The organism is Bradyrhizobium sp., assembly GCF_052389815.1.
Lineage (GTDB): Bacteria > Pseudomonadota > Alphaproteobacteria > Rhizobiales > Xanthobacteraceae > Bradyrhizobium.
In genome coordinates this window covers 1-12,447 of sequence record NZ_JBQTHN010000023.1, presented here as the reverse complement: position 1 = coordinate 12,447, position 12,447 = coordinate 1, and the positions used below count along the sequence as shown (strand labels likewise).

Sequence of the window (12,447 nt, the reverse complement as noted above, 5' to 3'; positions counted from 1 at the left end):
CGAAGCCTACGTGTTCGCCCGCACCAGCGCGATCAACTCCTCGCCGTAATGCTCCAGCTTCTTGTCGCCGATCCCGGCGATGCCGCGCAGCGCCGACAAGCTCGCCGGCTTCGTCGAGGCGATGCCGTCGATGGTGGAATCGTGCAGCACCACATAGGCCGGAACGCCGCGCTGGCGGGCGATCTCCGAGCGCCACGCCTTCAGCGCCGCATGCAACGCCGGATCGCTCGTGCCGCCGCCGTTTGGCTGGATCGCGAGCTGGCCACGCCGTGAATTGCTGCGGATCGCGCGGCTGCGCGTCGTCGCCGCCTGCTCGCGCAGCCACACCTCGGTCTCGCCGCGCAGCACGCCGCGCGAGGTTTCCGTCAGCTTCAGCGCGCCGAACGCCTCGCCGTCGGCGCGCAGATGGCCCATCGCCACCAGCTGGCGCAGCGCGGCGCGCCATTGCTTCTCGTTGAGCTCGCGGCCGACGCCGAACACCGAGAGCTTGTCGTGCCCGAACTGCGTCACCTTCTCGGTCAGGCGGCCGACCAGCACGTCGATCAGATGCATGGCGCCAAACCGCTGCCCGGTGCGATAGACGCAGGACAGCATTTTCTGCGCAATCACCTTGCCGTCCAGCACCTTCGGCGGATTGAGGCAGTTGTCGCAATTGCCGCAACCGTTTTCGTGCAGCTCCTCGCCGAAATAGGCGAGCAGGCGCTGCCGGCGGCAATGCGCGGTCTCGGCGAGCCCGACCAGCGCATCCAGTTTGCCGATTGAAACCCGCTTGAAGGCGTCGGAGCCGGTCGACTCGTCGATCATGCGGCGCTGCTGCACGATGTCGGACAGGCCGTAGGCCATCCAGGCGCTGGAGGGCTTGCCGTCGCGGCCGGCGCGGCCGGTCTCCTGGTAGTAGGCCTCGATGCTCTTGGGCAGGTCGAGATGGGCGACGAAGCGCACGTCCGGCTTGTCGATGCCCATGCCGAAGGCGATGGTGGCGACGATGACGATGCCGTCCTCGTTGATGAAGCGGTCCTGGTGGCGGGCGCGCGTCTGCCCGTCGAGCCCGGCATGATAGGGCAGCGCGGCGATGCCGGCCTCGCGCAAGGAGGCGGCGACGTCCTCGACCTTGGCGCGGGACAGACAGTAGACGATGCCGGCCTCGCCCGCATGCCGCTCGGCGATCAACGCCTTGAGCTGGTTCAGCGCGTTCTGCTTGTCGACGATCTCGTAGCGGATGTTCGGCCGGTCGAAGCTCGCGACGAAACACGGCGCCTCGGTGAGCGATAGCCGCTCGGCGATCTCCTTGCGGGTCAGTCCGTCCGCGGTCGCCGTCAGCGCGATCCGCGGCACGTCGGGAAAGCGCTCGGCGAGCACGGAGAGGCCGATATATTCGGGGCGGAAATCATGCCCCCATTGCGAGACGCAATGCGCTTCGTCGATGGCGAACAGCGCGATGCCGGCCTGCTCCAGCAGGGAAAGACAACGCGGCATCAACAGCCGTTCCGGGGCGACATAGAGCAAATCGAGATCGCCCGCGACCAGCCGCCGCTCGACCTCGTTCGCCTCCTGTGGCGACAGCGTCGAGTTCAGCACGGCGGCATTGACCCCGGCCTCGCTCAGCCCCGCGACCTGGTCGCGCATCAGCGCGATCAGCGGCGAGACCACGATGCCGCAGCCCTGGCGCAGCAGCGAAGGCAGCTGGTAGCACAGCGATTTGCCGCCGCCGGTCGGCATCAGCACCAGGCAATTGCCGCCCTCTGTGACGTGGCGCACGATCTCTTCCTGCGCGCCCCGGTAGGCTGTCAGGCCAAATACGGAATTGAGCAGGGAGAGGGCTGACGGGGCGGCGGACATGGAAACCGGGGGATGGCAGGTTAACGCTTATGGCAGGCGGGTTCTGGATTCGGAAGGGGCCTGCGTCCGGTCTTGGAACCGCGAAAGTCCGTCGCTAGGATTGAAGGCGTTGCTGAGGGGGTATGCCATGAAATTGCTTGGCTTGACGACCGCTGTTTCAGTTGCCTTGCTTGCGACGTCCGCTCATGCTGCGCCGCCGCAATTGTTCAACAAGACGATCACCATTTCCTTCACCGCATCCGGAATCGCCAAATCGCCGGAGGGCGTGCAGAGGGGCTTCAGTACCCAGGTGTCCGGCATCGTCTATGTCAGCAGCGCCGGCCGCGTCTTCCTGCGCACCCGGATTTCCAATCGCGGTGGCAGTCGCGGCAGCGATGTCGGCCCGAGCGAGACCAAGGGTCGCGTGAGCTTCCAGGGCAACCGCCTGATCGGCGTCGTGCCGTTCGAGGTCGGTGCGCAACAGGTCACGATCACCTTCGATCCGAGCTATTCGAGCTGCACTGCGAGCGTGATCGAGGGGCATTCCGGCGGGGTAATCCGCCGCAAGGGCCCGGACGGCGCCATGTACGAGGTCACGGGCGGTACCACCTCTTCGGTGAGCTGCTCAATCCAGAGCGGCAATCCGTTCGCCGGCTAGCAAAGGTTGCCGCGATGGCATCCCGCTGCTTGTCGATGTGTCAAAAGGGACTAGTTCAAGGGGTCTTGCGGATGCGTTGTCTGCAATTCCCTGCATTGATATGATTGGGCCATTCGATTTCCGGGGCTTTGCCATGCGATCCGCATATTTGATCGTTTTGGGCTTGTTGCTTTGTCTGTTCGCCGATCCGGCGCGGGCGGAAAAGCGCGTCGCCCTGATCATCGGCATCGCCGACTATCAACAGGCGCCGCGGCTGTTCAATCCGGCGCGCGACGCCGAGGCGATGACGGCGCTGTTCAAGAAATCCGGCTTCGACGTCGTGCAAAGCAGGCGCGATCTCGGCATCGTCGATCTTCGCCGCGCCATCCGCGAATTCTCCGAGACCTCGCGCGATGCCGACATCGCGGTGGTTTACTATGCCGGCCACGGCATCGAGGTCGACGGCGTCAACTATCTGGTGCCCGCCGACGCGAAGCTGGCCAGCGACTTCGATGTCGAGGACGAGACCATTTCGCTCGAGCGCGTGCTGAAGGCGCTCGATCCGGCGAAGCGGCTGCGGCTCGTGATCCTCGACGCCTGCCGCGACAATCCCTTCACCAGGACCATGAAGCGCACGGTCGCAAGCCGCGCGATCGGACGCGGGCTTGCCAAGATCGAGCCCACCATGTCGGACACGCTGGTCGCCTATGCCGCCAAGGCCGGCGCGGTGGCGGCCGACGGCGACGGCCAGAACTCACCGTTCGCGATCGCGCTGCTCAAGCACATCACCGAGCCCGGCCTCGACCTGCGTATCGCCTTCGGCCGCGTGCGCGACGACGTGCTCAAGGCGACCGGCAACCGCCAGGAGCCGTTCGTGTATGGGTCCCTCGGTGGCAACACCATGTCGCTGGTGCCGCAAGTAGCCAAGCCCGTCGATCCCGATGCCGAGGCGCGCATTCTCTATGAACTCGCCGCGCAGGTCGGCACAAGGGAGGCGTGGGATTCCTTCCTGGCCAAGCATCAGAGCGGCTTCTTTGCCGATCTCGCCCGCGGGCAGAAGGCGAAGCTGGCGTCGGCGGAGCAGGGCCGCGCCAAGGCCGACGATGCAAAGCGTCAGGCCGAGGAGCAGGCGGCGCAGAAGGCCGTTGATTTTCGCAAGCAGCTGGAAGAGCAGGCCGCGCGTCAGACCGCCGAAGCGAAACAGAAGCTTTCCGAGCAGGCCAAGCGGGACCTCGAGGAAGCTCGCCAGCAGATCGCCGAGCAGGCCAAGAAGCAGCTCGACGACGCCCGCCGCGAGCTCGACAAGGCGCAGAAGCAGGCCGACGCCGCGCGACAGCAGGTCGAGGACGCAAGAAAGCAGGCGATGGCCGAAGCGCAGGCCCAGGTCGAGCAGGCCAAGCGCGAAGGCAAGGAGCAGCCCGCGAAACTCGCCGCGCTGACGCCGAACCAGCCGGTGGCACCCGCCGCGCCGGCCGCGTCGGCGCCCGCCATGGACCCCGCCGATATTGCGCGCCTGTTGCAGGCCCACCTCAAGCGCGTCGGCTGCGATCCCGGCAATTCCGACGGCCAGTGGGACGATGCCTCGAAGAAGGCGCTCGAGCTGTTCAACAAGAACGCCCAGACCAAGTTCGACATCAAGCTCGCCAGCCTCGATGCGCTGGACGGCGTCCGCGGCAAGGCGGACCGGGTCTGCCCGCTGGTCTGCCCGAAGGGCCAGAAGGCCGACGGCGACCGCTGCGTCCAGACCAGTTGCGGCGCAGGCTTCTTCCTCAATTCCAGCGGCGCCTGCGAGAAGCGGCCCGAGCCGGCACCGAAGCCGAAGACGGTGACGCGCGAGGCGCCGGCGCGTGCCGCACCCGCCGCGCCGCGCGGCGGAAAGTGTTTCACGTTCAACGGAAGGACCTATTGCGAATAGAGAGCATGATCCGGAAAAGTGTGAAGCGGTTTTCCGAAAAGATCATGCTCAAACAAAGCGCGATGACGATTCATCTCAATCTCATCGCGTTTTTGCGGCCGCCGGCCGTCGCTCACTCGCAATAGCGCTTGCCGTTGAAGACAAAGCATTTGGCTGAATTCTGTTGCATGGGGGCTGCCACTTGGCGGGCTATCCGGGTACGGTGGACCATTCGTTGTCGGACCGAGGGAAGCGGTGTCACGCAGCGGTCGGCGATGTCCCTGTCGGCAACGATGCGCCAGACCAACCGGGCTCCGTCAGAGGTGCAGGCCTGCATCAGCGATCTCTGCACGCAGATGAAGGCGCCCTCGCTGTAGGACCTGCTTTGATAGAGACAAGCGGGATCGGCATGTGCGGGGCCGGCAACGGACAGCGCCGTCGCCGATCCGAACAGCGAGAGCAGGATGGCGTGTTGGGCAAAGCGTGTTGCGGACCGGTTCATGATGCGCTCGCAAATATCGTTTCCGAGGAAAATCTAGAGCGGCAGGTTAGCCGGTAAGGCGAGGGAGGACTAGGATGGCAGGCAAGAAAATCCGCCGGCTGGCGGCGATGGCGGCGGCCGGCGCGGTCGTTGGCGGGGCGGCGCATGCGGCTCCGCAACAGCTGCTCAACAAGTCGGTCACGGTTTCGCTCACGGTTACGATCCCCGCGCGGGGCTCGGACGGATCGACCCAGGCCAACCCGCGCGCCATCACGCGGACGTTCTACATCTCCAGCCAGGGCCGCGTGTTCGCCAGGATCGATCGCCGGGTAGGCAAGATGCAGAAAACGACCGAGAGAGCGCCGGGAGAAACCAGCATGCGTTTCTCCGGCAACAGCATGGTGGGCGTCATGCCCATGCCGAGCGGTGCGAGCCAGCTGACCATCAATTTCGATCCCTCGGGTTCGAGCTGCACGGCCCAGGTGATCATGGGCGCCGAACGCGGCAAGCCGATCGTCTACAAGGGACTGGACGGCAAGACCTACACGCAAACCGGGCCCGTACAGACGTCCGGCGCGTCCTGCTCGGTCAGCGCCGGGAACGCTTTTGCGAGCTGAGCCGTCGCGCCGCGGTCAGAAGGCCTGGCACGCGGTGCGCACGATCCGCGGTTTCTCGCAATAAGCGGTGACGCCGGCGCTGACAAAGGCGTATTCCCGCTTGCCGGGCTTCAGGACGTTGCGCACCGTTATCACGCATTCCTTTCCGGTTACGTGCATGTCTATGATCATCTGGTGATTGGGGTAATCGCGCGTCGCCCGCAGGCTGCTCCGGCTGGTGACGCGCAGCGATGCATATCCGCCCGTTGCGGCAGAGGATTTGCCGAGCTTGGTCGCATATTGCTCTCTGCCGAGGACGCCGCCGTCCACGTCTACCCGCGCCGATCCGTCGGTCTTGAGAATCCCAGTGCCTTCGACATGGATAGGGACATCCTTGACCGCCGGCCTCTGGCAGGTCGCGAGCACGTCAACAGCGAACTGGGCTCGGACCTGGGCAAAAGCTGCTTCCGTACCGCATAGTGCCCATAGCAGGGAAAAAAGCGTGACGACTGCTCGCGAAATCGTATTCATTGCATTGCCCCTAAAGAAATTTGCTTTTAACGACTGACGGGTTTCAACACGGTGTTCCTACACCATGACCGAGATCAACGACAGATTGTAGCGCGGTGCCGCGCTGATCGCAAAGGGCCTGGACGCTTCGAACCGCGCTCTACTGATACGTCGCCACGATGTCGGACACCGCGCGTTCCAGCTGCTTTGCGGTGGCGCACTGGCGCACCACGCTGCAGAAGGTGGCGTAGCGCGGCATCTCGGAATCGCCGAAGCCCCAGGCCATACGGCCTTCCGGGTTCAGCCACACCACGCGCTTGGAGCGCTCGGCGATGCGGCGCAGGATGTCGGCGCGCGGGTCGAGGTTGTTGCTGCGGGCGTCGCCCAGCACGATTACCGTGGTCTGCGGCGTGATCGCGTTCATCCATTCGTCCTCGAAATCGGCGAGCGAAGAGCCGTAGTCGGAGGAGCCGAAGCCGACTTTCGACATGATCTCGGCCATCGCCGCTTCCGGCGATTTCTTGTCCAGGATGTCGCTGACCTCGATGAGATGGCCGGAGAAGGCGAATGAGCGCACGTCGTCCACCACCTCGTGCAGGCTGTGGATCAAGAGCAGGAAGAAATCCGACACCCGGGCCACCGAGCCGGAGACGTCGCACAGCGCCACGATCTTCGGGCGGTCGCGATGCTTGCGCTTCCACGCCGTGAGGAAGGGAATGCTGCCCCAGGCGGCGTTGCGGCGCAGCGTGCGGCGCACGTCGAGATGGCCGCGGCGCTGCCGCTTGCGCGGCGTTGAGTAGCGCTCGCGCAGGCGGCGCGCGATCTTGCGGATCAGCGAGCGCATCTCGTCGACCTGGCGCGGCTCGATCCGCGACAGCGGCGCATTGCGCAGAATCTCGTTGCGCAAATTCTCCGCTTCCTCGCGGCCATAGAGCATCAAGGCCTGCGCCACCGTTTCGCGCACGGCGTCGCGCAAGGCCTCGGTCGCCGCCCGCAGTCGCTCGGCCTGCGACGGGTTGGTCGCAGTGAGGTTGTCCAGATCGTCGCGCAGCCGAGCGATGCCCATCTGCTCGAGGATGCGACCGGAGAAGATGCCGCGCTGGGTGAAGTAGCGGATGTCTGGCAGGGATGCTGCGCTCGCCGCACTGGCGATCGCCGCCTGGATCTCGTTGCGGTCCTGCCGAAGCAGCATCTGGGCAAGGGGGCCGAGACCTTCACCGGGCTGGCCGCCTGTCGCCGGCGATGCCTGCTGCTGGCCGGACGCATCCGCGCCATCAGCCGTTTCGCCACCGCCTCCGTTGGGTTGGCCGCCTTCGCCGGCCTCGCCACTCTCGTTCGCATTGTCGTTGCCCGGCGCGGACGGCGGCGGCTCCGGCTGGCTGAAGAACAGGTCGAAGCAATCGCCGAGTGCGCGCTTCTCCTCTTGCGTTTTGGCCAGCGTCACCAGAAAGGTGTCGCGCAAAATCTGCCGGTCGTCGAAGCCGACCTTGGCGACCGCGCGCATCGCATCGATGCTTTCGGCGGGCGAGACCCGGACCCCGGCTCCCCGCGCCGCCCGAAAGAAGCGATGCAGGTTCTCTCGCATTGCCGTCAGCCGAATACGTTCTGCCGCGCCGCTTTCGCCACGAAGGTCGAGACCTGCGGCAGCGCCGCCTCGATGTCGGTCTCGTATTTCAAGAGCACGTTCAGCGTGTCCTTGACGATGCCGTGGTCGAGCTCGGCGGCCTGCAGCAGCACCAGCACGCGCGCCCAGTCGATGGTCTCGCTGACCGACGGCAGCTTCTTCAGGTCCAGCGTGCGGATTTCGTGGATGAAGGCGACCATCTGCCGGCGCAGCGTCTGCGAGATGCCGGGCACCCGGCTCTCGACGATGCGCTCCTCCAGCCGCTGCTCGGGGAAGCCGATATGCAGGTGCAGGCAGCGCCGCTTCAGCGCGTCGCCGAGGTCGCGCTCGCTGTTGGAGGTGAGGATCACGGTGGGCGGCGCCACCGCCGACACCGTGCCGAGCTCGGGAATGGTGACCTGGAAGTCGCTGAGGATTTCGAGCAGCAGCGATTCGAATTCGGCGTCCGACTTGTCGATCTCGTCGATCAAGAGCACGCAGCCCGCCGGCTGCTCCAGCGCCTGCAAGAGCGGCCGCGGCTCGACGAATTCCTTGGAGAAGAACACGTCGCCGAAATCGTGCAACTGTGCGAGCGCGGCACGCAGCGTCTCGGCGCCGCCCAGCACCTCGCCGAGCTTGTCCTTCAGGATCTGGGTGTAGAGCAGCTGCTTGGCGTATTTCCACTCGTACAGCGCCTTGGCCTCGTCGAGGCCCTCGTAGCACTGCAGGCGGATCAGCTTCTGGCCGCGCCAATGCGCGATCGCTTTCGCCAGCTCGGTCTTGCCGACGCCCGCCGGACCCTCGACCAGGATCGGCTTTTCGATCTGCTGCGCCAGGTAGACCGCGGTCGCGATCTGCCGGCTCGCGATATAGCCCTGCGCGGCAAGGCCGCTTTCCACGGCCTCGATCGAGGCGGCAGGCCGGTGTTCAGCCACGGTTCTCAAGCTCCGGATGGGTTTGCTCGAGAAAGGTTCTGCCTGCGTTCCCCGCAAAGGACAAGGCTGGATCGGGCGCCCCGACCATCACTTTTGGCATGCGCATGCGCGCTTGGCGAATGATGGATCGGGCCGAGCTAACCCTCGGCGATGATGATGGCCTCCTCCGGGCAATTCCAAGACGAGATGCCGCTGCAAGTTCATTCGCGCGAAAATCCGCGCTTTGGTCGAGACGCTCCGTTCCCGTCGCGGTCTTGTTCACGCGGGGTCTACTCCCGGCCCTCAATGGCCCGACAAGATCTTCCGCAATATCCCTTCGACCGAATGCGGTGAAATTCCCAAGTCTGCAAACCCCGGCATTCCCGGCGATGCGACGTTGTCGAGCTGCATGAGCTCCACTTGATTGCGCGTGACGGGTGGGCTTGGCAGAAATTCCGCGAGCCAGGCCGCCGCATGCCAGGCGGCGAACGGCACGGGAATCAAGACACGCTGGATGTTGGCTGCGCGAGCAACGGTCCTGATCAATTCCTCATAGGTGTAAACGCGAGGGCCGGCACACTCCAAGGTGACCGACTGCATATGTGTCTGGTGCATCACTCCAGCGATTGCGTCCGCGACATCCTCGACGTAGGCCGGTTGCAGCCTCGTACGCCCGCGACCGAACAATGGATAGATCGGAAGCCGGCCGAGAAGCCCGAGGATGGTGGTAAGAAATGCGTCATCGGGCCCGAACATCACGGCCGGGCGGATGAGCGAGACATCGGCAAAAGCGGATCGGACCGCCCCTTCGCCTTCGCCGCGTTTGCGAATGTAGAGAGAGCGTGAGGCAGCGTCGGAGCCGATTCCGGAAACGTGAGCGAACCGCGCCACGCCGGCTCGCCGTGCTTCATCCGCCAGTCGCTGCGCCGCCTCGACATGGACGGAATGAAACGTTTCCTGGCCCTTCTCCACATAGAGGCTTACTGCATTCACGACGCCGAAAGCGCCGGCGATGGCATTTGCGACGGATCGATCGTCGTGGATGTTTGCTGCAACCGATCGAATTTGCGGTGCGTCGTCGCCGAACAGCCCGCGCCCCCGGCTTGGGTGCCTGGACGCAACACGGACGGAAAACCCGCAATTGTGGAGATGCCTGGCAACGCGACGACCGAGGAAGCCGGTGCCACCGAACACGACAATGGTGCGCCCGCTCTTCTCCGCCATGGCTTGACCTCGACCGGGGGCTCGTCTCTCACCCAGGGCAAAGCCGATGACAAGTCGTTGGGTTCCAAATCAGGGATGAAATACGTTCTTCGGTGCCCAACGGCAGCACGCAACCCAGCCCGGTTTGTGACCCGCCGACGCGGCGCCTCAGCACTCCGCGGGAGGGGTGCCAGGCATCCCGAAAGCCTGACGCCTCACCACGACCAGCGCGGTCGCGGCTGATAGCCCGGTTGCGGCTGCTGATAGTACTGGCCGTTGCGCCGCGGCGGTTGGCCCTGTTGCGAGTATACGTTGGGGTTGCCGAAGAAGAAGAAATTGCCGTCGCCCCAGCCCGGGTCTTCGGCGTAGACGTCGACCGAGCGCGGGCGCGTGATGAAGCCGCCCTGCGGCTGGTTGTTCAGCACGGCGACGAACTCGGTGCGGTAGTTGGTCTCCTTGCTGAGCGGCTCGTCGGAGATGACGATCGAGGATCGCGGCAACGCGGTCGGCGCGACGCGATCGAGCACCTCCTGCGGGAGGGCGATGCGGTCGAGCGCGTTCCTGGCGTCGTCGGCATTGTCGACCGTGACCGCGCTCCAGCGCAGGCCGGCGTCGCTCTTCGCCATCGCCGTGAACACATGGGTGCCGATCGGCCGGCCGGCATCGCGGATCCTGACGGGAACCTCGATGGTCGTGTCGAACACCTCGCCGCCGCCGTCCGGCGCCGGCTTGTGCGTGTTGCGCCGGACGTACAGTTTTTGCGTCGCGCGGCTGACGTAGATCGAGACCGGCTCGAGCGCGAGCTTCGCCTCCGTTGCGGCCTTGGCGGCGGCAAGCTTCTTGGCCTCGGCCGCCTTGGTGGCGGCCTTGATCGCGGCGGCGTCGGGCTTCGAGTTCGCCTCGGTCCTGGCGGCCTCCAGCTGCGTCGCCGCTTCCGCAGCCTTGGCCGCGGCCTTCTGCTTCAATTCCTCGGCCTTCGTCCTTGCCTCGTCCGTCCTGGCGGCGGCGAGTGCCTTGTCGGCGAACGCGAGCTCGGCCTCGGCGCGGGTCTTGAGCCCTTCCAGCTTGCGCAGCGACGCTGCGAGCGCTACGGCCTCGCGTAGCGCCGCCGGCGCGCCTTTCTTCGCCTCGTCGGCCGCCCTGGCGGCCTCCGCAGCCTCGCGCGTCGCCGTCTCGGCACGCCCGGGCGCCGCCGCGAGGGCTTCCGCGTTCGGCACGAGCAGCGCCGGGTGAGAAATCTCGACCGGGCCGGCGTCGAGCGGCGAGATGATCACGCGCATCCCGATCCGCGTCTTGTCGAACAACTTCTCGGCAAAGCCGAACGGCATGCGCACGCAGCCGTGCGAGGCGGCGTAGCCGGGCAGCGGCCCGCCATGCAGCGCGATGCCGTTCCACGTGATGCGCTGCATGTGCGGCATCGAGGCGTCGTCATACATGTTGGAGCGATGCTCCCGGTTCTTCTCGACGACGGCGAAGACGCCGGCGGGCGTCTCGCGCCCCGTGGTGCCGGTCGACACCGGCGCGCGCAGGATCCAGCCCTCGGCGTCGTAGAGCGTGACCTGCTGGGTCTTGATCGACACGATCGCCATGATCGGCTCGCCCGTCTCGCGCGGCGCCGTCGCCTCGGTGGGCGCGGCGGGACGGCCCTGTTTCGGCGCGGCGCCGGCGCTCACCGCCGTCAGGGCGGCTATTGCCGCGAGCATGGCAAGGGCGGCAGGCCGCCGGCGTCGCATCGCCACCGTGGTTCGCGCCGTCATAGACCGATTTGCCATGCCATGCCCTTTGGTGCTGAACGGGACCACCCTCCGCGCCGGCTCGCTGCTCGGAATCATCGGCACGTTCCGGTGGCAAACCACTCATATACGACGGCCTGGGCGGGAGGAAGGCGGCACGCGGCCGGCCGCGCCGCGACCAAGCGCCACCCTCGGCCCGGCGGCGTGGCGCGGCTGAAAAAGGCCTGTGGACAGCAAGCGGCCCGCCGCCGCTGCCGCAGCTCCGACGCAATCGCCCGACAGGTTTTGTATATCCCGCAAACGGCTGAAGCGCCGGACGGGACGTTCGGCTTGTTGCCGATCGGTCGAGGCCACCCATGCGCGACCCGCACACCGTCGCGGCGATCGTCCGCGCCTTGAGGCATGTCCATGGCGACGACACCGCGCGCGCCATGCTGACGAACGGCACGACGCTGGCCGCGCTGATCGACGCCCTTCTGCTCTCGCCGCTGACCAACCGCGACGCCGTCAAGGTGCTGACGCGGGCGCTGCAATCGCGCGACTTCATCGTCACGCCCGACTTCAGCTCGGCCTGGCACATCAAGTACGTCTACGAGCGGCCGAAATCGCTGAACGTCGTCGATCTCGCCGTCATCACGCTGGATCGCGGCACGTTCGCCAGCACCGACATCCGCATGTCGTTGCAGGCCGGCAATTGAGAGGCAGTCAAATCTCTGATCCTGCTCCGCTTTTTCCGAAGCGTCGCGGCCACGAATGATTTTCGGAAATGACGCTTGACAATTGTGTAAATCGGAATTAGTTTCCCGTCCAGCCCGTGCCACCGTGAGGGACGTTTCGCGATCGTCACGAAGCGTGGTGCGGGTTGCGATGGGCCGCGGCTGGCGTCAGGTGACTTGTGCACCAGGCGAAACGTCGGCGGCGGACGGCGAAGTCGTGTGGTCCTGGCGCCGCGACCCTGGCGCTACGTTGGCGGAAGCAATTACGCCGACAACGGGGGCAAGAAAGGCCGCTCCCCGGGGAGATCACGTATAAGCCTTAAAACCATTGCGCGGGGAAGG

11 protein-coding genes are annotated in these 12,447 nt (G+C 65.8%); 4 read left to right on the top strand and 7 right to left on the bottom strand.

Annotation, left to right across the window (positions count from 1 at the left end):
- Nucleotides 1-6: 6 nt before the first annotated feature.
- A complete protein-coding gene (gene recQ / locus ACT4OC_RS05575) occupies nt 7-1,839 on the bottom strand; it encodes a DNA helicase RecQ (protein WP_444837975.1) in 1,833 nt (610 codons plus the stop codon).
- A 127-nt stretch (nt 1,840-1,966) separates the two neighbouring features.
- On the opposite strand from recQ, the gene ACT4OC_RS05570 reads away from it, so the two are divergent.
- Together ACT4OC_RS05570 and ACT4OC_RS05565 are read left to right on the top strand one after the other, a co-directional pair.
- On the top strand, nt 1,967-2,476 hold the full coding sequence (locus ACT4OC_RS05570; protein WP_444837974.1) for a hypothetical protein: 510 nt from the start codon (nt 1,967-1,969) through the stop codon (nt 2,474-2,476).
- Between the two features lie 133 nt (nt 2,477-2,609).
- Nucleotides 2,610-4,370: a caspase family protein gene (locus ACT4OC_RS05565; RefSeq protein ID WP_444837973.1), complete on the top strand. Its 1,761-nt coding sequence runs from the start codon at nt 2,610-2,612 to the stop codon at nt 4,368-4,370.
- 112 nt (nt 4,371-4,482) lie between these two features.
- Here the strand turns inward: ACT4OC_RS05565 and ACT4OC_RS05560 are convergent, their stop codons facing one another.
- Nucleotides 4,483-4,851 carry a DUF1496 domain-containing protein gene (locus ACT4OC_RS05560; RefSeq protein ID WP_444837972.1) on the bottom strand — a complete coding sequence of 123 codons (369 nt, stop codon included), beginning with the start codon at nt 4,849-4,851 and terminating at the stop codon, nt 4,483-4,485.
- 74 nt (nt 4,852-4,925) lie between these two features.
- Between ACT4OC_RS05560 and ACT4OC_RS05555 the strand changes: the two genes are divergently transcribed.
- Nucleotides 4,926-5,447, top strand: coding sequence for a hypothetical protein (locus ACT4OC_RS05555; protein WP_444837971.1), 522 nt, complete (start codon nt 4,926-4,928; stop codon nt 5,445-5,447).
- Between the two features lie 15 nt (nt 5,448-5,462).
- On the opposite strand, the gene ACT4OC_RS05550 is transcribed toward ACT4OC_RS05555, so the two are convergent.
- From ACT4OC_RS05550 to ACT4OC_RS05530, 5 genes are all read right to left on the bottom strand, one after another.
- Nucleotides 5,463-5,957, bottom strand: a complete 495-nt coding sequence (locus ACT4OC_RS05550) for a hypothetical protein (RefSeq protein ID WP_444837970.1) — start codon at nt 5,955-5,957, stop codon at nt 5,463-5,465.
- Nucleotides 5,958-6,096: 139 nt separating this feature from the next.
- The gene (locus ACT4OC_RS05545; RefSeq protein WP_444837969.1) at nt 6,097-7,521 is read right to left on the bottom strand and encodes a vWA domain-containing protein; all 1,425 of its coding nucleotides are present in this window, start codon (nt 7,519-7,521) and stop codon (nt 6,097-6,099) included.
- 5 nt (nt 7,522-7,526) lie between these two features.
- Nucleotides 7,527-8,474, bottom strand: coding sequence for an AAA family ATPase (locus ACT4OC_RS05540; protein WP_444837968.1), 948 nt, complete (start codon nt 8,472-8,474; stop codon nt 7,527-7,529).
- A 282-nt stretch (nt 8,475-8,756) separates the two neighbouring features.
- Nucleotides 8,757-9,677 carry a complex I NDUFA9 subunit family protein gene (locus ACT4OC_RS05535; RefSeq protein WP_444837967.1) on the bottom strand — a complete coding sequence of 307 codons (921 nt, stop codon included), beginning with the start codon at nt 9,675-9,677 and terminating at the stop codon, nt 8,757-8,759.
- A 194-nt stretch (nt 9,678-9,871) separates the two neighbouring features.
- Nucleotides 9,872-11,428, bottom strand: a complete 1,557-nt coding sequence (locus ACT4OC_RS05530; protein WP_444837966.1) for a L,D-transpeptidase — start codon at nt 11,426-11,428, stop codon at nt 9,872-9,874.
- A gap of 317 nt (nt 11,429-11,745) precedes the next feature.
- Between ACT4OC_RS05530 and ACT4OC_RS05525 the strand changes: the two genes are divergently transcribed.
- Nucleotides 11,746-12,087, top strand: coding sequence for a hypothetical protein (locus tag ACT4OC_RS05525; RefSeq protein ID WP_444837965.1), 342 nt, complete (start codon nt 11,746-11,748; stop codon nt 12,085-12,087).
- Nucleotides 12,088-12,447: the final 360 nt, after the last annotated feature.

What these genes read in the sequence shown, in the direction of transcription:
- ACT4OC_RS05560 (WP_444837972.1), bottom strand. Translation starts at nt 4,851, where the DNA reads ATGAACCGGTCCGCAACACGCTTTGCCCAACACGCCATCCTGCTCTCG.
- ACT4OC_RS05555 (WP_444837971.1), top strand. Translation starts at nt 4,926, where the DNA reads ATGGCAGGCAAGAAAATCCGCCGGCTGGCGGCGATGGCGGCGGCCGGC.
- ACT4OC_RS05530 (WP_444837966.1), bottom strand. Translation starts at nt 11,428, where the DNA reads ATGGCAAATCGGTCTATGACGGCGCGAACCACGGTGGCGATGCGACGC.
- ACT4OC_RS05525 (WP_444837965.1), top strand. Translation starts at nt 11,746, where the DNA reads ATGCGCGACCCGCACACCGTCGCGGCGATCGTCCGCGCCTTGAGGCAT.
- ACT4OC_RS05535 (WP_444837967.1), bottom strand. Translation starts at nt 9,677, where the DNA reads ATGGCGGAGAAGAGCGGGCGCACCATTGTCGTGTTCGGTGGCACCGGC.
- ACT4OC_RS05550 (WP_444837970.1), bottom strand. Translation starts at nt 5,957, where the DNA reads ATGAATACGATTTCGCGAGCAGTCGTCACGCTTTTTTCCCTGCTATGG.
- recQ (WP_444837975.1), bottom strand. Translation starts at nt 1,839, where the DNA reads ATGTCCGCCGCCCCGTCAGCCCTCTCCCTGCTCAATTCCGTATTTGGC.
- ACT4OC_RS05570 (WP_444837974.1), top strand. Translation starts at nt 1,967, where the DNA reads ATGAAATTGCTTGGCTTGACGACCGCTGTTTCAGTTGCCTTGCTTGCG.
- ACT4OC_RS05565 (WP_444837973.1), top strand. Translation starts at nt 2,610, where the DNA reads ATGCGATCCGCATATTTGATCGTTTTGGGCTTGTTGCTTTGTCTGTTC.
- ACT4OC_RS05545 (WP_444837969.1), bottom strand. Translation starts at nt 7,521, where the DNA reads ATGCGAGAGAACCTGCATCGCTTCTTTCGGGCGGCGCGGGGAGCCGGG.